Raw genomic sequence first — 17,699 nt, forward strand, 5'->3', positions numbered from 1 at the left:
GGCTGATTTCTGTCTCTATGCCGGAAGATTGGGCTGTACCAAATGGATGTGGTGACCGCGATCGAAGGCGGCCTGGTCGTGAGCTGCCAGGCCCCCGAGGGCCACCCCCTCCGCGACCCGCGCACCATCGCGCTCCTCGCCCGCTGCGCCGAACTCGGTGGCGCGGCCGGACTGCGCGTGAACGGCCCCGAGGACGTCCGCGCGGTCAAGGCCGCCACCGGCCTGCCCCTGATCGGCCTGGCCAAGGTCCCCCGCCCCCACGCCCGCCCCCTGATCACCCCCACCTTCGCGCTGTGCGAAGCCCTGGTGCGAGCCGGCGCCGACATGGTGGCCCTGGAGGTGACGGCTGAGGCCGAACCGGAAGCGGGCGATCTGCCGTCCCTGGTCGAGCGGGTATGGAAGGAGCTGGGCGTGCCCGTCATGGCCGACGTCTCGACAGCTGAGGAAGGACTGCTGGCCTGGAACCGAGGCGCAGCCCTGATCTCCACCACCCTCTCCGGCTACACCCCCTACACCGCCCCCGCCCCCACCCTCGACAGCACCCCCGCCTTTGTGGGCAACCCCGCCGCCACCCCAACCCCCACCGCCCGAGATACCGTCCCGGCTCCGAGTTCCACCACCACCGACCCCGCCGTCACCCGGAGCTCCCCCACTAACCCCTCCGTCACCCGGAGTTCCACCACCACTGATCCCGCCGCGCCTCTGAGGGCCGCCGCCGCTGACTCCACCTCCCGTCCTGGGACCGGGGCCGCTCCACGGCCGGGGCTCCCCCATGAGCCCGACCTCGATCTGGTCGGAGAACTCGCCGCCCTCGGGGTCCGTACGGTCGCCGAGGGCCGGCTCCGCACCGACGCCCACGTGGCGGAGGCGTTCGCCCGAGGCGCCTGGTCGGTCGTGATCGGCGCCGCCATCACCGACCCCCTCGCCCTCACCCGCCACCTCAACGCAGCCACCCCCAGGGCAAGCCGGTGACCCCCACCCCATCCCGCGTCCACCCTCATCACACCGACGCCCCCATGCCCCCCTCACAACGCCGCCCAGCCGCCACCCGCACCGCCTCGCCGAACAGCACCACGCAAGTCCGTCCAACCGAACACCCCCACCCGAACAGCACCGCACCACTCCCCTCAGCTGAACGCCCGCCCCAGAACAACACCGCGCAGTTCCCCACAGACGTACACCCGCACCCGAACAGCACCGCGCAGCTCCCCACAGACAGCACCCCAGCCGAACACCCCCGCCCGAACAGCGCCGTGAGACCCCTCCCAGACAGCACCCCGGCGGTACACACCCAGCTGAACAGCGCCCCCACCGTGCGGCGCCCCGCCACCAGCAACCCCACCGTGCGACACCGCACGAACGGCATCCCCGTCGTGCTCGGCATCGACATCGGCGGGACCAAGACCGCCGCCGCCCTGATCCCAGCCTCGGCCACCGGGGGCGAGACGGAGATCCACCTCCCCGCCCGCGTCCCCACCCCCGCCGAAGGTGGCGCCGCAGCAGTGCTGGCCGCCGCGCTGGAACTGGCCGAAGACCGGCTCACCCAGGCACGTGCCGCCGGAATGGACGTCATCGCCTGCGGAGTCGGCAGCGCCGGGACGATCGGCGACAACGGCGTGGTCACGCACGCCACCGACGCCCTGCCCGGCTGGCGAGGCACCGACCTGGCCACCGCCTTCACCCAGCGGCTCGGCCTGCCCGTCACCGTGCTCAACGACGTCCACGCCTGGGCGCTCGGCGAGGCCCGGCACGGCGCGGCCCGGGGCAGCCGCCTGGCCCTGGTCCTCACGATCGGCACCGGCGTCGGCGGCGCACTCGTACGGGACGGCGAACTCCTGCGTGGCCGCAACGGCATGGCGGGCTCCCTCGGCCACACCCCGGCCGTCCTGCCCCCGAACGCCGACGCCGACCGCCCGTGCCCCTGCGGCGCGACGGGCCACCTGGAGGCGTACGCGTCAGGCCCGGCGATCCTGTCGGCCTACCACGCCCGCGGCGGCACCGCTCCCGACCTCAAGTCCCTCTCCACGGCCCGACACAACACCGGCTCCCCCGACCTCGGACTCCTCCCCACAACCCCACACAACACCGGCTCCCCCGACCTCGGATCACTCTCCCCAGCCCGGCACAACACCGAGCCCCCCGCCCTGCGACACCCGGCCGAAACCCCCGGCCCGCGGAACCCCCTAGGGGCCACCGGACAGCAGGCTGGGCCGGAAACCGCCGACCTCCTGGCCCACGAGGTGATCCACGAGGCCGCCGTCATCCTCGGCCGTTCGATCGCCTCCGCTGCCACCCTCCTGGATCCGGACGTGATCGTCCTGGGCGGCGGCGTCACCGGCCTCGGCGAGCTCCTGACCGTCCCCCTGTTCGAGACGATCCGCCGGTACGCGCCCCGCGGCCTCGACTCCGTCCCCGTCCGGCTCTCGACCCTCGGCGCACACGGGGCCGTGCTGGGCGCGGCCTCGGCCGCCATGCCCTGAGTCCGAAGCAGCACGTACCGGCCGACCGGCGTCAGCCGCGAGGCGGAAGGTGCAGCCAGATGTCGGGCGGCCCCAGGACGGGCCGGGCGTCGGTGAGCCGCAACCCCGTGTACGCGCAGCAGTACGCCACCCCCTCCCCCTGGTAGAGGAAGGCGTTCAGCACCTCGTCCGCCGAGCTGTCCGGCGACACCCAGCCGCCGCCCGGACACGCGTCCCACTCCTCGACGACACCGTCCCGCGAGCTGTAGCCCTGGTTGCCGCCCTTCGGATCGGCGTACATCGCGTAACAGACGGTCCCGGCCGACAGGCGGTTGATGACGTCGGCGCTGGTCACCTCGGAACCCCGGCGCCGGCTGATCACGCATCCGCCCGGCACGTCGGTGGCTCCCACCAGGCCGTTCCGCTCGCCCGGGTACGGCTCGTCGAGGACCCCGTCGATCCCGGCTCCCTCGGCCACCGTCGCCCCGAGCCGCCGCGCGGCCTCCGCCGCGGTGACGCCCGCGACGCACACCAGCCCCAGCCCGTCGTACTCGAAGTCGCCCAGGGCCTCGATCAGCCGCTCGGCCTCCACGACGGCGGCGTTCTCCGCCTCCGAGAGCGTGGGTTTGTCGCGTGGGAAGGGGAAGAACAGGCCCGGGTTGGGACCGGCCAGGCTGAGCCGCCCGGGCGACCAGCCGCCCGTCATCGGCCGCCACGGATCGGCCCCGGCGGCGACCAGGGCGAGCGCGTTGTCCCTCTGGTGGGCGAACACGGCCCGCCAGAGCGCGCTGTGCCCCTCGTACGCGGCGTCGACGTCGCCGACCCGGCGGGCCAGCTCGGCGACCACCTCGGGCGAGCCGTACTCGGCCGCGAGGTGGAGGGGCGGCCCCTCGTGCCACAGGTCGGCATGCGGATCGGCGCCGGAGTCGAGGCGGGCGCGGATCTCGCTCAGATCGGACCAGTCATCCCAGCTCAAGCCCACCCATCCGGCTTCCTTGGTGACAACCACGACACTCCCTCAGAGGCAGGCAGCTTATCGAACACCAGTACGAGCATATCGCGGCTCCGGCGCCGGACCGTCCCTGACGACCCGCCCGGCCCCGCACGCGCAACCGTCCGCACGAGGCAGGCCGAGGGGGGCCGCACAAGCCTCTGACCTTGGATGTCGGCCACCCCGAGGGGGCCGGCGATCAGTCAAACCCTAAGCGCAGCGTCGCCGCACCTCGACCAGGAGTGACATAACCGTGCCCTTCCGGCGGTACACCCCTGTCTCCGTCGGCGCGTCTCCTCACGTCCGGACCATCCGTCCCTGGAGTCACGCCATGCCAACGAACGCGAGCACGGCCAGGATCGTCACCGCCACGGCCGCCCTGCTGCCCCTCACCCTCGCCCTGAGCACGCCGGCCGACGCGGCCGCCGTCCCCAAGGGCACGGTCGCGGCACGGGTCGTCAAGATCGTGGACGGCGACACCATCGACGTCGTGCGCGGCACCACGAAGATCCGCGTGCAGCTGCTCGGCGTGGACACCCCCGAGCGCGGGCGGTGCTGGTCCAGGGCCGCCACCGCCCGTACGGCGGCGCTCCTGCCACCCGGGACGACGGCCCACCTGCTCACCGCCAGGACGCCGGGCGTCCCGCCCTCGCACGTGTGGAACGCCAAGGGCGTGCACGTCAACCGCAACCTGATCCGCTACGGCTACGGCAAGGCCGTCCCGTTCAAGCCGGACGACGGGTACAAGAGCCTCTTCCGCACGGAGCAGGCGAAGGCCAAGGCGGAGAAGTTGCGGATCTGGTCCGGCAGGTGCGACACGTCCACCTCCACGCCGACCCCGTCCCCGACTCCGACCCCGTCCCCCACGCCGCCCCCGCCCGCCGGCACCGACCCGCGCTTCCGCACCTGCGCCGAGGCGAACGCCGCCGGCTACGGCCCGTACCGCCGCGGCATCGACCCCGAGTACGCCTGGTACCAGGACCGCGACGGCGACGGCGTCGTCTGCGAACGCTGACCCGCACGAGCCCGCCGACCGTCCCGTCTGAACGTCCCGGCCGACCGGCCGGGACACAAGCCGGTTGGTCGGGGCGCCGGGTCAGCGAGCGGAACGCGCCAGGATCGCCGCCTCGACGCGCAGGCCGACCCCGACCAGCGCGACGACGAGCAGGAACGCCAGCCAGGGCAGCGGCGGGCTCGACCACTGCAGCAGCATGAACGCAGCCGAGGCCAGCCCCGCCGCGATGCCGGTCGTCCCGAGCACCCGAAGGATCACGACGGTCTCGCGCTCATCGGCGGCGGGGCGGCCCCGCGGCCCGGGTGCACTCACGAAGGCGAGCCTCCTAGATCCCTACCCCGTCCCGAAAGACCCGGCAGAGGTCCGACGAACACTTCCGGACAGACACCGGAGGGCGAGAGACCGACCTCCAGGCGGATACCACCACCCTCGCCATAGATGCCGAATCCGGGCTAACATCGCCACATGGCGATTGATTCCGAAGGTGGCCGTTGTGTCAGTGCGGACATCGCCGCCGGCATCTCCCCCGCGGCCGCGCTGTTCCACTCCCTGGCCGACGAGACCCGGCTGCGCATCGTCCAGCGCCTGGCCCGCGGCGAGGCCCGCGTGGTCGACCTGACCACCCAGCTCGGCCTGGCCCAGTCCACGGTGTCCAAGCATCTGGCCTGCCTGCGCGACTGCGGCCTGATCGACTACCGCGCCGAGGGCCGCCAGTCGTTCTACTCCCTGACCCGGCCCGAGCTGATGGACCTGCTCGCCTCCGCCGAACAGCTGCTGGCCGCCACCGGCCACGCCGTGACGCTGCGTCCCGGCCCCGTCGAGGTCACGCAGGAGCCGGTGTCGTGACCGCCGCGCACCTCACCACCCCGGCGCGCCGGACGGCCCTGCGGCGCCGCATCCGCCTGCTGGTCGCGGCCACCATCACCTACAACGTGATCGAGGCGGTGGCGGCCATCACCGCCGGCACCCTGGCCTCCTCCGCCGCGCTGGTCGGATTCGGGCTGGACTCGGTGGTGGAGGTCGCCTCGGCCGCCGCGGTGGCCTGGCAGTTCTCCGCGGCCGACCATGAAAGGCGGGAGAGGACGGCACTGCGCGTCATCGCGATCTCCTTCTTCACGCTGGCGGCCTACGTCACTTTCGACGCCGTCCGTACGCTGCTGGGGGTGGGCGAGGCCGAGCATTCGACGCCCGGCCTGATCCTGGCCGCGTTGTCGCTGGTGGTCATGCCGTTCCTGTCCCACGCGCAGCGCCGCGCCGGACGCGAGCTCGGCTCCGCCTCCGCGGTTGCCGACTCCAAGCAGACCCTGCTGTGCACCTACCTGTCCGGCGTGCTGCTGGTGGGACTGGCGCTCAACAGCCTGTTCGGCTGGTCCTGGGCGGACCCGGTCGCCGCGCTGGTGATCGCGGCGGTCGCGGTCAAGGAAGGCCGCGAAGCCTGGCGCGGTGACGCCTGCTGCGCCGTCCCGGCCGGTCTTGAGGAGCGGGCGGACGGATGCGCCACCTGCGCCCCCGGCTGCTCCTGCTGCTCCGCGTCCGGAGAATGACAGGCCGCGCCCTCCAGGGGAGGTGAGAAGCGTGAACACCGTCCTGGTCGTGGTCGTCATGGTGGTGGCGACGTTCGCCACCGCGACGCTGTCGGCGGTGGCCGGGTTCGGCGGCGGGGTGCTGCTGCTGCCGGTGTTCGTCACGGTCCTGGGCGCCCGGGACGCCGTCGCGGTGCTGACCGTCGCGCAGCTCGCCGGCAACGGCAGCCGGGTGTGGTTCAACCGGGACGAGGTCGACCGCCGTCTGGTGGGCGTCTTCGCGGCCGGGGCGGTTCCCGCCGCCGCGGCCGGCGCGCTGGTGTTCGCCGCCGCCCCGATGGCCGCGCTGACCCGGGTCATCGGGGTGTTCCTGCTGGTCATGGTGGTCTGGCGACGCAGGCGGCCGCATGGCGTCCGGCTGGACGACGCGGCGTTCGCGGCCGTCGGAGCCGTGTCCGGGTTCGGCTCGGCGCTGGTGGGCTCCATGGGGCCGATGGTCGCGCCGTTCTTCCTGGCCCGCGGCCTGCTGCGCGGCGCCTACATCGGCACGGAGGCCGCGGCGGCGGTGGTGATGCACCTGACCAAGCTGGTCGTCTTCGGCGCGGCCGCCGTGCTCACCACGTCCGGCGTCGCCACCGGGCTGGCCCTGGCGCCGGCGAGCGCGGCCGGGGCCTGGGCGGGCAAGAAGATCGTCGACCGGCTGCCCGCCGGCGCGTTCGTGGTGGTGGTCGAGGTGGGGCTGGTGGCGTCCGGGCTGGTACTCGTCGTCACCGGAGGCTGATGATCCGGCCGCCCGAAGCCGGACGACGTCAGGCCCGGACCTTCACGCCCCGCCCAGCCGGACGACGTCAGCCCTAGCCCCTCACGCCCCGCCCAGCCGGGCCGCCTGGCGGGTGAGGTGGTCGCGTTCGGGGAGGGTGGGGGCTGACCGGGCGGCCTCGGCGTAGAGGCGGGCCGCGGTGGCCGGGTCGCCGGCGCGTTCGTGCAGGTAGGCCGCGACGGCGGCGTGGCGGGGCAGGGCCGGGTCGAGCTCGGCCAGGGCGACCAGACCGGCCCGCGGGCCGTCGGCCTCGCCGACGGCGACGGCCCGGTTGAGGCGGGCCACCGGGCTGCCGGTGAGGCGCACCAGCTCGTCGTACCACTCGACGATCTGCGGCCAGTCGGTCTCCCCGGCCGTCGGGGCGTCGGCGTGCAGCGCGGCGATGGCGGCCTGGGCCTGGAACTCGCCCAGCCGGTCGCGGGCGAGGGCCGCCTGGAGCACGTCGACGCCCTCGGCGATCAGGCGGGTGTCCCACAGGCCGCGGTCCTGCTCGGCAAGGGGCACGAGGCTCCCGTCGGGAGCGGTGCGTGCCGGTCGCCGGGCGTGGTGCAGCAGCATGAGCGCGAGCAGGCCGGCGACCTCCTCGTGCTTGATCTTCGCCGCGAGCAGCCGGGTGAGCCGGATCGCCTCGGCGGCGAGGTCGACGTCGCCGGAGTAGCCCTCGTTGAAGACCAGGTAGAGCACGCGCAGCACGGTGGCGACGTCGCCGGGCTGGTTGAACCGCACGCCGGAGACGGTGCGCTTGGCCCGGCTGATCCGCTGGGCCATGGTCGCCTCCGGCACCAGGTACGCCTGCGCGATCTGGCGCGTGGTCAGCCCGCCGACCGCGCGCAGCGTGAGCGCGACGGCCGAGGCCGGCGTCAGCGACGGGTGCGCGCACAGGAAGTACAGCTGGAGCGTGTCGTCCACCGCCTCCCCGGGGGCCGGCGGGGGCTCGCTGTCGACGCGGGTCTCGCGGTGCCGCCGGGAGGCGTCGGCGCGGGCGGCGTCGAGGAACTTGCGCCAGGCCACGGTGACCAGCCAGCCCTTGGGGTCGCGGGGCGGGTCGTCCGGCCATACGCGCACGGCCTCGGTCAGGGCGTCCTGGACGGCGTCCTCGGCCGCCGCGAAGTCCGCGCCGCGGCGGACGACGACGCCGATCACGGCGGGCACCAGCTCCCGCAGCAGCGACTCGTTCACCCGGCCACCGGGTGCGGCCTGGTCAGAAAACGACTCGTTCACTTGTCCACCAGGTGCGTCCCGGTCAGAGAACGACTCGTTCACTCCGCCACCAGGTGCGTCCCGGTCAGGAAGGGCCGCACCTCCAGCCACTCGTGGATCGGCTCGCCGCCCGCGCCGGGGGCCGCGGACAGCTCGCCGGCCAGCTGCAGCGCCCGTTCGTAGCTCGCGACGTCGATCACCATCCAGCCGGCGATCAGGTCCTTGGTCTCGGCGAACGGGCCGTCGGTGACCGGCGGCCGCCCCTCGCCGTCATAGCGGACGAACGTGCCCTCGGGCGAGAGCCCCTGACTGTCGACGAACTCACCGCTCTCCTGCAACCGGGCGGCGAAGTCCCGCATGTACTGGACGTGGGCCGCGACCTCCTCCGGCGTCCACTGGCCCATCGGCACGTCGTTGACCGCCGCCGGCGCGCCCCGGTAGTGCTTGAGCAGCAGGTATTTGGCCATCAGGTTCTCCTTCGAACTGTCCGGCCCAGTCTGGCCGGATTCTGCCACGCGGCAAAACTCGGTTTGACGTTGACGTTGCGGCAGGGAAAAGGGGCCGACATGGTCTGAAGGAGTCGAACGGGGGAGCCTTCTCCCTACCTCATCGCCACTGCCGGTCTCGTGATGTCGGTCTTGGTCGGCGGGCGTTGGCTCCCTTCTCTGGCTCCCGGGCCCTCCTCCTGCTCCTGGTGGGTCTGGAGCGAGGGGAAGGCGCGCATCAGGTACGCCTCCAGCGGGGGACGGATGTCGTGCGCATCATGTCGAGGAAGTCGGCGCGGGTGCCTGGCTTGAGGCGATAGGTGGGAATCTCCACGATCATGGCGGCAGGCCATCGCCGTACCCTGACATCCTGTGTCAGTGAGGCGAGGGAAATCGGCGGGGGCGCTCGCCCCCCGCCGAGGGGTGCACTCAGCCGGAGCTCTCCCTGATGGCATAGCGGGTGTGCGTGCCGCCGAGCCACGCGTCGTCGATCTCCCTGCCGGTGATCCGGCCGATGAGGCGCAGAGCCGAGGTGACCTCCGCGTACGCGGTGTCGCCGAAGAAGGACAGGCCGTCGAGGTAGTCGTCGAGCGCGTCGGGATCGCTACCGTCCCGCTCCTCGGGATCGCCGACGACCAGGGAGGTGACTAGTTCCCCGCCGACAAGATACTGGAGGTCTTCCACACCATCGAGGTCGTGCAGTGGCCAGCCGAGGCTGAGCAGTCTGCCCTTCTCGCCGGAGAGCCGTACCCAGGCGTCCCACTCCCAGAGCCGGTTCCCGTCGAGCTGGATCGCCAGGATCCAGCCGGGGGCGTAATCGCCGATCCAGACGACTCCGCCCTCTTGCCCGCGATACTCGCCCGTGACGATCTCCCGGATGACGCCGGGCCGGGCGGCGTCCGGGTCGGCGCCCAGCCGGTGCGCCGCCTGCTCGACGGTGAGCCCCTCGCACCAGACGCCGCGGAAGGGGGTCTCGAAGTCGATGCCGTGCGCGGCGAGCCGATTCCACAGATCGGTGTCGTGATCCATGCGTTCCTCCTTCGAGGTGGAGGCCGGGGGCGCGACGACGTCGCCTCCGCGGCCCCCGACCGGCGTCACTTGGCGATTCTGGCCATGATGCAAGCGCCTCAGAACGTTCCCTTGCCTGCCCCCGCGCCTCGCGACCATCCCCGCGCGTGCGGCGGCGATTTCGTCGCGGTCGTGATGGACAAGATCTTCAAGCCGCAGGCCAGGTAGAGCCAGTGGCTCCCCGTTTGGCTCCCAAGGATCAGCAGTAACGCCCGACTCCCCTTCTGATGAGTCGCGAAAGCCGGATCGCGCTGGTTTGACGTTGACGTTGCGTCAACTTCTAGCATCGGGGCCATGTCGATCACCGTTCTTGACACCTGCTCCGCCATGCGGCGGATCCTGCTGGCCCCGGTGGCGGACCGCGCCGGCCTGCTGCGTTCGATGCTGGAGCCCAACGCCGGGATGTACCGCTACTACCCGGGCGAGGTCGATCTGGTGTCCGTGCATCTCCAGACGTCCGGGTTCCCCATCGACCGGGACGAGGAGCGTTGCCTCGACGCGCTGGACACCCTGGAGGCGGCCGGAGCCTGGGAGCGGATGCGGCGCGCGCTCGACGACGCTCTCGCCGTGCTGACGGAGGCGACGCCGGGGCTGGCGGTTCCGGACATCACCGTGCTGTTCGTGCTCGGCGACCCGGCTGACGAGCATTTCATGGGGCCCTGCAAGGGGCTGACCGGGTTCGGCGGCATCTCGGGCAACATCGCCATCACGTTGTGGCCCTTCCCCGAGAACGTGGAGCGGCTGGAGGCCACCGCCGTGCACGAGCTCCACCACAACCTGCGATGGAGCCCGGGCGGAGTGGTGTGGGACCCGATGACCGTCACGGTCGGCGAGCACATCGTCGGCGAGGGCCTGGCCGACGCCTTCGCCCGCCAGCTCTACGGCGACGAGCTCGGCTACGCCCGCATCGGCGTGCCGCACCTGCACGACGACGCGATCTTCGACAAGGTGCTCACCGGCCTCGACGTGACGGGCATGGAGAACTTCACCGCCTGGGTGCACGGCGACCCCGGCGCCGAGCACCTCGGCGTCACCCCGGTGGGCCTGCCGATGGGCGCCGGGTACGCCGCGGGCAACCGGCTGGTCGACGCCTACCTGGCCGCGACCGGCCGGACGGCGGCGCAGGCCCTGCACGCCGACAGCGCGGAGATCATCGCGACCACGCTCCGCCGCGGGTGACACTGGACCGATGGAGTGGACGATCCAGGAGCTGGCGGCCAGGGCCGGCGTCAGCAGCCGCACCCTGCGGCACTACGACAGCGTCGGGCTCCTGATCCCGTCCCGGGTGGGCGCGAACGGCCACCGCCATTACGACTCCGCCGCGGTCCTGCGGCTGCAGCGGATCCTGCTGCTGCGCCGGCTCGGCATGGGCCTGCCGGCCATCGCCGAGGTCCTGGCCGACGAGGTGGACGCGTGCGACGGGCTGCGGGCCCACATCGCCGCGCTGGAGGACGAGCGCGACCGCATCGACCGGCAGATCAGCTCCGTGCGTCACACGCTGGACGCCCTGCTGGCGGGGGCGGAACCGCGGATGGACGTCATGCTGGCCGGCTTCAACGACCACTACAAGGACGACGTGATCGCACGCTGGGGCGAGCGCGCGTTCCAGGTGAGCAACGACTGGTGGCACGGCAAGACGCTCGACCAGCAGCGGGCCTGGAAGCGGGCGGCCGAGGACCTGGTCGCCGCGTGGGTCGCCGCGGTGCAGGCCGGGGTGTCGCCGACGTCCGACCGCGCCCAGTCGCTGGCCGCCCGGCACGTGCGGTGGCTGAGCCAGATCCCGGGCACGCCCACGGCCGAGGGCGACCGCGACCGCTCGATCGAGATGGTGAGCTGCCTCGGCGACATGTACGTCGACGACCCCCGCTTCACCGCCATGTACGGCGACGCCGCCGGGGCGAGGTTCGTCCGCGACGCGCTTCAGGCGTACGCGCGTACCCGGATGTGAGCGCGCGTACCCGGATGTGAATGCGCGTACCCGGATGTAGCGGTCATCCCTCGCGTCCCGGGACGGACGGAGGGATGATCGAGGGCATGCGGGTCTTGTCCCTGTGGCTGTTCGCGGCGTTCCTCATGGTCACGGCGTGCGGTGACGACGCCCCCAGGAACCCCGCGCTGCGGGCCGAACTGTTGAAGATGCTCAAGACGGACCAGGAGCAGCGCACCCTGGAGGCCAGCCAGGAGGACTGGGACCGGACCGAGAAGGCCAACACCGAGCGCATGCGGCAGATCCTCGACACCTACGGCTGGCCGGGGTACGAACTGGTCGGCAAGGACGGCGCGCAGGCGGCCTGGGCCCTCGTCCAGCACGCCGACCGCGACCTGGCCTTCCAGCGCCGGGGCCTGGAGATGATGCGGCGGGCGGTGGACGACGGCGACGCCGACCCGTCCGACCTGGCCTACCTGGTGGACCGGGTGCGCGTGGCGGAGAAGAAGCCCCAGGTGTACGGGACGCAGTGGGAGACCACCCCCGAGGGCGAATGGCGGCCCCGCACCCCGATCGAGGACGAGGCGCGGGTCGACGAACGACGCGCGGAGGTGGGTCTCAAGCCGCTGAAGGACTACCTCAAGGAGCTCCAGTCACTGAAATGAGCACCTGAAGCTCGCGATGTGCTCAGAAGTAGTGATTTCCGGCCCTCGCGGCGCCGTCAGAAGTAGCGGGACGTCAGGTCCGTCGTGGGCCAGGAGGAGACGGTGACCTTGTTCATGTCGTCGTCGAGCGTGTCGAAGTCGAGCGACCCGGTCTCCTCCCTGCGGTTGAACACGACCGCGTAGCTGAAGCCGTTCTGCAGCCGGGCCAGGTAGGAGTACGTGCCGGGCATCGAGCCGTCGTGCCAGGTGTTGAGGTGGCCGGTGACCTGGCGCACCCACCAGCCGCCGCCGTACCAGGATCCGTACTGGTTGACGCCGATCTCCGGCTTGGCGACCAGCTTGGCGATGGAGGCCGAGCTCAGCACCGTGCCGGGCTTGTCGAAGGCGAGCGTCCAGCGGACCAGGTCGACGGCGGAGGCGAGCCAGCCGCCGTTGGCGTCCTGGTTCGGCATGTTGAAGCCGCCGTACTGGTAGGGGACGACGGTGCCGGAGGCGTCCACCACCGACTTGTTGGTGTACTGCGACTCGTAGGCGACCTCGCCGGGCGCGGCCTCGCTCCGCAGGCTGCGGCCGAGCCGCATGCGGGTGATGCCGAGCGGCTGGAGCAGCTTGGTCTTGACGTACGACTCGTACGACATGCCGGAGACCTTCTCGATCACCCGGCCCAGCAGCAGGTAGCCGTAGTTGCTGTAGACCATCTTGCTGCCGGGGTCGAAGTCGAGCCGCCGGGCGGTGGCGTACTTGACGATGTCGGCGTGGCTGATCGGCAGCGGCACGTCGAGCGCGGCCGAGATGGTGTGGTCCAGCCAGAGCTGGTCCTTGGAGACGCCGCGGTCCCAGCCGCCGAGGTGCTGCATGAGGCGCAGCACGGTGACCTGGCCCATGCGCTCGTCGAGGGGCGTGAGCCCGAGGAGCTGGGTGACCTTGGCCGACAGGCTGAGCTTGCCGTCCTGCACCAGCCGCATGATCGCGGCGGAGGTGATGTTCTTGCTCAGGCTGGCGATGCGGAACAACGACGTCGGCGAGACCGCGGGCAGCGCCCTGGAGAAGTCGTTGTAGCGGTAGCCCCGGGCCAGCACGATCTTGCCGCTCTTCATGATGGCGAGCTGCGCGGCGGTGATCTTCCGGTCCAGCACGAACTTCTTCAACAGGTTGTCGAAACCGGCCAGCGAGGCGGGCGCGACGCCCGACATCTCGACCCCGGGCATGGGCCGCGCCGCCCGAGCCGCCTGGGCCGCCGTGCCGGGTGCCAGGATCGCGGCCGGTACCGCGATCGCGCCGGTTTTGAGAAGATTTCGCCGGGACAGCAGCGTCACGTCAGGGCCCCCAAGTCACATCCGTACCATTAGGGCCCGTATCTTACGGACTTTTCGGCCATCCTTGACAAGGATCTGCCAGATCGCACCCGGCCGCAGCCCGGCGACCTCGCCGCCGGGCCGGAGCGCCGAACGGGGCTATACCCGGGTCATCGTGGACTGGTAGCCGCCGCCGGGCCACTCCCAGGCGCCGGAGTTGGTGTCGCCGTCCTCGCTGAACTTGCCGACGAAGCGGGCGGGCGAGCCCTGGTCGCCGTACCAGATGGTCAGCGTGTCGCCGCTGACCTCCCAGGTGTACTTGAGGATCTCGGCGGACTGGCCGAACAGGTGGGACTTGAGGGTCTTGCTCTCCTCGTCGTAGCCGATGTACTCCACGGCCTTGGTGTCGGCCAGGTCGACGTGCTGGACCAGGAAGTTGCCGCCCTCCAGCCATTCGAAGCGCACGGTGCCGGCGTCGGTCGCCTTGCCGTCCTCGACGTTGCTGACCCGCCAGGTGCCGATGAGGACGTCGAGCTGCCGGAGCGCGGGGTTGGGGGATTTATCGGTCATGGTGGTTTCCCTCCGTTTCAGGGTGACAGTGCACGGCTTGGCGCGGCGGGACCAACGGCCCGATGCCGTCCGGCGAGGGCCGGTGATTTCGCGGCTGACCTGCGAGGACACCGATCGGCGGCACTCCGGTCGCGCGTCCAGCATCCCTTGGCGTCGAGCTGATTGTCCACTGAAAGAGCACGTTGAAAGAAGCCGCGACACGGGCGCCGTGCGATTCTCGGGAAGAATTGCTTTCGTGCGGGAATTGTCGCGCGGCAGCGAATAGGCTGGAGGATTTTCATGGATTCGCCGTCGGTCTTCCGCAGGCCGCCGGCCCGCATCCCCGGCGCCGCTCCCGCCCCTCCTGCCGCCTCCCCGCCCTCCGCCTGAGCAGACCGTCCATGAGCAGACATTTCATGAGCAGGCCGTCCATCTCGACCCCAAGGAGACGCATGTGAGCCGCCGTGGCTGGGTGCTGTTCGCCCTGATGTCCGTGATCTGGGGCATCCCCTACCTCCTCATCAAGGTCGCGGTCGGCGGCGTGCCGGTGCCCGTGCTGGTCTTCGCGCGCACCGCGATCGGCGCCGCGCTGCTGCTGCCGCTGGCGATCCGCGGCGGGCAGCTGGCGATGGTCCGGCGGTACTGGCGGCCGGTCCTCGCGTTCGCCTGCCTGGAGATCCTGGCGCCCTGGTGGCTGCTGTCGGACGCCGAACGGCGGCTGACCAGCTCGACCAGCGGCCTGCTGATCGCCGCGGCGCCCATCCTCGGCGTGGCGCTGGCCCGCCTGAGCGGCGGCAGTGAACGGCTCGGCCGAACCCGCTGGATCGGGCTGGTGATCGGCCTGGCCGGCGTCGCCGTGCTGGCCGGGCCGCACCTGGGCGGCGGGGACGCCTGGGCGATGGGCGAGGTGCTGCTGACCGCGCTCTGCTATTCGATCGCACCGCTCGTCGCCGACCGGCACCTGCGGGACCTGCCCACCATCCCGCTGACGGCCGCCTGCCTCACCCTGGCCGCGCTGGTCTACACGCCCGCCGCGATCTGGACCTGGCCGTCCGCCATGCCGAGCTGGCAGGTGCTGGCGGCGCTGGGCGGCCTCGGCGTGGTCTGCACCGGGCTGGCGTTCGTGGTGTTCGTGGAGCTCATCAAGGAGGCCGGGCCGTCGCGGGCGCTGGTGTCGACGTACATGAACCCGGCGGTGGCCATCGTCGCCGGGGTGCTGATCCTGGACGAGCCGCTGACCGCCCTGATCGTCGTCTCGTTCGCGCTGATCCTGGGCGGCTGCGTGCTGGCCACCCGCGCCGAGGAGGAGCCGCCCGCCCCGGCGGCCGGCCCGCCGGAGCGGGCCGAAGAACTGGAAGTACGGTCCTGACCCGTTCTCGTGGTCGAGGCGTTGCAGGAAGCTGCCGGACGCGGGCAATTAGCTGAAGCCCGCATTTCCGATTTCGCGGTCGCACATCGAACAAAATCATTGGTATCCGGCAACCAAGAAATCGATGGGTGACCTTCCGATGACCACAGAACTGCTCCGCGATTTCATCGCGCACGCCGAGAGAGAACCGTCCGCACCAGCCTTGCGAACCAGGACGGAGAAAGTCAGCTACGCCGAACTGGCCGCCATGGCCGGACGGGCCCAGAAAGAACTCGACGCTTTTGCGCCGGGCCCGGTCGCGGTGCTCGCCCGTAAGTCGCCGCAGGCGGTCGCGCTGGTGCTCGGCTGCCTGGCGGCCGGGCGTCCGCTGCTGCTGCCGCCGATCGACCTCGGCGCGGTCGCGCTCGGCGAGCTGTGCGCGCGGGCGGGCTGCGTCGAGGTGCTGGCCGCCACCCCCGAGGACGCCGCCGAACACCCCGACGTGGTCACCGCCGTGATCAGCGGGCCCGGCGACGAGCCCAGCGGCGGGCCCGCGGTCCCCGTGCCGGTGGCGGTCGCCGAGCAGGACACCGCGTTCATGCTGACCACGTCCGGCTCGACCGGCACCCCGAAGATCGTCCCGCTGTCGGCGGGGGCGGTGGCGCGGTTCACCGGCTGGGCCGGCGACGCGTTCGGCCTCGGCCCCGGCGAGGTGGTGTTCAACTACGCGCCGCTCAACTTCGACCTGTGCCTGCTGGACGTGTGGGCCACGCTGCGGCACGGCGGCTGCGTCGCCCTGGTCGACCCCGCGCTGGCCGCCAACCCGCGCTACGTCTGCGACTTCTTCGCCGCCTGCGGGGTCACCGTCGTCCAGGGCGTGCCCATGCTGTACCAGCTGCTGGAGGAGGGCGTCTTCCCCGGCGTGCGGCACGTCATCGTCACCGGCGACCACGCGCCGGTCCCGCTGCGCGCCGGCCTGCCGCGCCGGTTCCCGCGCGCCCGGCTGCACAACGTCTACGGCTGCACCGAGACCAACGACAGCTTCTGGCACGAGTTCGACGCCGCCGAGGCGGCCGGGCCCGCCCCCCTGCCGATCGGCCGCCCGCTGCCCGGCGTCGTCGTGGCCTTCGGCCCCGATCTGGCCCCCGTCCCGCCGGACGACGGCGGCACCGAGCTCCTGGTCTGGACGCCCTTCCAGACCGAGGGGTACGTGACCCCGGACCCGGCCGCGGCGACCGGCAGGTTCGTGACCGGGCCGGACGGCCGCCGCTTCTTCCGCACCGGCGACCTGGTCCGCCGGGACGCCGCCGGCCGGCTGTTCCTCGTCGGCCGGGACGACTTCCAGCTCAAGGTGCGCGGCATCCGGGTGAACCTGGAGCAGATCGAGCGGGTGCTGCTGGAGCACGACGACGTCCTGGAGGCCGCCGTCGTCCCGGCCGTGGACGGCGCCGAGACCCGGCTCACCGCGTTCGTCCGCGGGACGGGGCCGGGGCGGCTGTCGGGGCTGCGCCTGCGGACGCACTGCGCGATGCGGCTGCCGCGGGCCGCGATCCCGTCCGCCATCAGGCTGGTCGAGCAGCCGTTCCCGCGCACCTCGACCGGAAAGGTGGACCGAAAGCGCATCGGCTGACACGCAAAAGCCTATTGCGGGCACGCGCATTCTCGGAGATGCGACCGCGTGCGCGCGCGTGTGATGCTGCCTTTCGTGGACATCGCACACCGGATTAAAGAATTCGTGGTGACCGAGTATCTCCCCGATACTCCGCCCGACGAACTCGAGGCCGACTACGACCTTTTCCGCAACGGGGTCATCAGCAGCCTGGGCCTGTTGAAGCTCATCGGCTGGATCAAGGACGAGTTCGGCGTCCCGGTCGACGAGCTGGACATCGCCCCGGAGAACTTCCGGACCGTGGCCGCCATTGACGAGTTCGTCGGAAAAGCATTATCAGCACCAGCAGAACGGACACTGCAATGATCATCCGCAAGATCTCTGACGTGACGCCGGTCGAGTGGGGGAACGGCCTGAGCCACCGCTTCCTGGTCGAGCGCGACGGCATGGGCTACTCGCTCACCGACACGATCGTCTGGGCCGGCACCAGCTCCCCCCTCCAGTACCGCAAGCACCTGGAGGCGTGCTACTGCATCAGCGGCCGGGGCGCCGTGATCGACGCCGACGGCCGCCAGCACGTCCTGGAGCCGGGCACCATGTACGCGCTCGACCAGAACGACCCGCACCACCTGATCGCCGACCCCGGCGAGGACCTGCGGCTGATCTGCGTCTTCTCCCCCGCGCTGCAGGGCGACGAGCGCCACCAGCTCGCTGAGGCTGAGTTCTCCCACTACTGACGGATCTG

Annotated in this window: 20 protein-coding genes; 13 read left to right on the top strand and 7 right to left on the bottom strand. The window is 71.7% G+C overall.

The annotated features are described in order from the left end of the window. Positions 1-51 precede the first annotated feature (51 nt). Together ACWEJ6_RS08730 and ACWEJ6_RS08735 are read left to right on the top strand one after the other, a co-directional pair. Complete coding sequence (locus tag ACWEJ6_RS08730) at positions 52-972, top strand: hypothetical protein (protein ID WP_452422474.1); 921 nt, start codon at positions 52-54, stop codon at positions 970-972. A 371-nt stretch (positions 973-1,343) separates the two neighbouring features. Beyond that, positions 1,344-2,480 (top strand): ROK family protein, encoded by a 1,137-nt coding sequence (locus ACWEJ6_RS08735; protein ID WP_452422476.1) that lies wholly within the window; start codon positions 1,344-1,346, stop codon positions 2,478-2,480. A 31-nt stretch (positions 2,481-2,511) separates the two neighbouring features. On the opposite strand, the gene ACWEJ6_RS08740 is transcribed toward ACWEJ6_RS08735, so the two are convergent. Then, complete coding sequence (locus ACWEJ6_RS08740) at positions 2,512-3,468, bottom strand: ankyrin repeat domain-containing protein (RefSeq protein ID WP_452422478.1); 957 nt, start codon at positions 3,466-3,468, stop codon at positions 2,512-2,514. Between the two features lie 313 nt (positions 3,469-3,781). Here ACWEJ6_RS08740 and ACWEJ6_RS08745 point away from each other — a divergent pair, with 313 nt between their 5' ends. Continuing rightward, positions 3,782-4,465, top strand: coding sequence for a thermonuclease family protein (locus ACWEJ6_RS08745; RefSeq protein WP_452422480.1), 684 nt, complete (start codon positions 3,782-3,784; stop codon positions 4,463-4,465). A gap of 81 nt (positions 4,466-4,546) precedes the next feature. Here the strand turns inward: ACWEJ6_RS08745 and ACWEJ6_RS08750 are convergent, their stop codons facing one another. Further along, entirely contained in the window at positions 4,547-4,777 is a 231-nt protein-coding gene (locus ACWEJ6_RS08750) for a hypothetical protein (RefSeq protein ID WP_387663737.1), read from the bottom strand. 153 nt (positions 4,778-4,930) lie between these two features. Here ACWEJ6_RS08750 and ACWEJ6_RS08755 point away from each other — a divergent pair, with 153 nt between their 5' ends. From ACWEJ6_RS08755 to ACWEJ6_RS08765, 3 genes are read left to right on the top strand one after another with little or no spacing between them, the layout of a single operon-like run. Next, complete coding sequence (locus ACWEJ6_RS08755; RefSeq protein ID WP_387663735.1) at positions 4,931-5,311, top strand: ArsR/SmtB family transcription factor; 381 nt, start codon at positions 4,931-4,933, stop codon at positions 5,309-5,311. Beyond that, entirely contained in the window at positions 5,308-6,009 is a 702-nt protein-coding gene (locus tag ACWEJ6_RS08760; RefSeq protein ID WP_452422483.1) for a cation transporter, read from the top strand. Before ACWEJ6_RS08755 ends, ACWEJ6_RS08760 begins: the two co-directional genes overlap by 4 nt. Before the next feature lie 31 nt (positions 6,010-6,040). Beyond that, positions 6,041-6,769, top strand: coding sequence for a TSUP family transporter (locus ACWEJ6_RS08765; protein WP_452422485.1), 729 nt, complete (start codon positions 6,041-6,043; stop codon positions 6,767-6,769). Between the two features lie 81 nt (positions 6,770-6,850). Here the strand turns inward: ACWEJ6_RS08765 and ACWEJ6_RS08770 are convergent, their stop codons facing one another. The 3 genes from ACWEJ6_RS08770 to ACWEJ6_RS08780 all read right to left on the bottom strand — a co-directional run bounded on the left by ACWEJ6_RS08770 (position 6,851) and on the right by ACWEJ6_RS08780 (position 9,522). Next, positions 6,851-7,987: an RNA polymerase sigma factor gene (locus ACWEJ6_RS08770; RefSeq protein ID WP_452422487.1), complete on the bottom strand. Its 1,137-nt coding sequence runs from the start codon at positions 7,985-7,987 to the stop codon at positions 6,851-6,853. Positions 7,988-8,067: 80 nt separating this feature from the next. Next, positions 8,068-8,475, bottom strand: a complete 408-nt coding sequence (locus ACWEJ6_RS08775; protein ID WP_387663729.1) for a YciI family protein — start codon at positions 8,473-8,475, stop codon at positions 8,068-8,070. A 447-nt stretch (positions 8,476-8,922) separates the two neighbouring features. Beyond that, positions 8,923-9,522, bottom strand: coding sequence for a hypothetical protein (locus tag ACWEJ6_RS08780; RefSeq protein ID WP_452422489.1), 600 nt, complete (start codon positions 9,520-9,522; stop codon positions 8,923-8,925). Positions 9,523-9,855: 333 nt separating this feature from the next. Here ACWEJ6_RS08780 and ACWEJ6_RS08785 point away from each other — a divergent pair, with 333 nt between their 5' ends. From ACWEJ6_RS08785 to ACWEJ6_RS08795, 3 genes are all read left to right on the top strand, one after another. Further along, entirely contained in the window at positions 9,856-10,740 is an 885-nt protein-coding gene (locus ACWEJ6_RS08785; RefSeq protein ID WP_452422491.1) for a DUF2268 domain-containing protein, read from the top strand. A gap of 10 nt (positions 10,741-10,750) precedes the next feature. Continuing rightward, on the top strand, positions 10,751-11,509 hold the full coding sequence (locus ACWEJ6_RS08790) for a MerR family transcriptional regulator (protein ID WP_452422493.1): 759 nt from the start codon (positions 10,751-10,753) through the stop codon (positions 11,507-11,509). An 86-nt stretch (positions 11,510-11,595) separates the two neighbouring features. Beyond that, a complete protein-coding gene (locus tag ACWEJ6_RS08795) occupies positions 11,596-12,153 on the top strand; it encodes a DUF6624 domain-containing protein (RefSeq protein ID WP_452422495.1) in 558 nt (185 codons plus the stop codon). A gap of 56 nt (positions 12,154-12,209) precedes the next feature. Here the strand turns inward: ACWEJ6_RS08795 and ACWEJ6_RS08800 are convergent, their stop codons facing one another. Both ACWEJ6_RS08800 and ACWEJ6_RS08805 read right to left on the bottom strand, forming a co-directional pair. Next, on the bottom strand, positions 12,210-13,469 hold the full coding sequence (locus ACWEJ6_RS08800) for a serine hydrolase domain-containing protein (protein WP_452422497.1): 1,260 nt from the start codon (positions 13,467-13,469) through the stop codon (positions 12,210-12,212). 138 nt (positions 13,470-13,607) lie between these two features. After that, positions 13,608-14,018, bottom strand: a complete 411-nt coding sequence (locus ACWEJ6_RS08805; RefSeq protein WP_358284371.1) for a hypothetical protein — start codon at positions 14,016-14,018, stop codon at positions 13,608-13,610. Positions 14,019-14,451: 433 nt separating this feature from the next. Here ACWEJ6_RS08805 and ACWEJ6_RS08810 point away from each other — a divergent pair, with 433 nt between their 5' ends. The 4 genes from ACWEJ6_RS08810 (at position 14,452) to ACWEJ6_RS08825 (ending at position 17,691) form a co-directional block, all read left to right on the top strand. Next, positions 14,452-15,366 carry a DMT family transporter gene (locus ACWEJ6_RS08810; RefSeq protein ID WP_387663719.1) on the top strand — a complete coding sequence of 305 codons (915 nt, stop codon included), beginning with the start codon at positions 14,452-14,454 and terminating at the stop codon, positions 15,364-15,366. A 139-nt stretch (positions 15,367-15,505) separates the two neighbouring features. Beyond that, positions 15,506-16,975 (top strand): AMP-binding protein, encoded by a 1,470-nt coding sequence (locus ACWEJ6_RS08815; protein WP_452422499.1) that lies wholly within the window; start codon positions 15,506-15,508, stop codon positions 16,973-16,975. A 48-nt stretch (positions 16,976-17,023) separates the two neighbouring features. After that, positions 17,024-17,320: an acyl carrier protein gene (locus ACWEJ6_RS08820; protein WP_452422501.1), complete on the top strand. Its 297-nt coding sequence runs from the start codon at positions 17,024-17,026 to the stop codon at positions 17,318-17,320. Then, on the top strand, positions 17,317-17,691 hold the full coding sequence (locus ACWEJ6_RS08825) for an ectoine synthase (protein WP_352323183.1): 375 nt from the start codon (positions 17,317-17,319) through the stop codon (positions 17,689-17,691). Before ACWEJ6_RS08820 ends, ACWEJ6_RS08825 begins: the two co-directional genes overlap by 4 nt. Positions 17,692-17,699 lie beyond the last annotated feature (8 nt).

This window comes from Nonomuraea sp. NPDC004702, assembly GCF_053601695.1.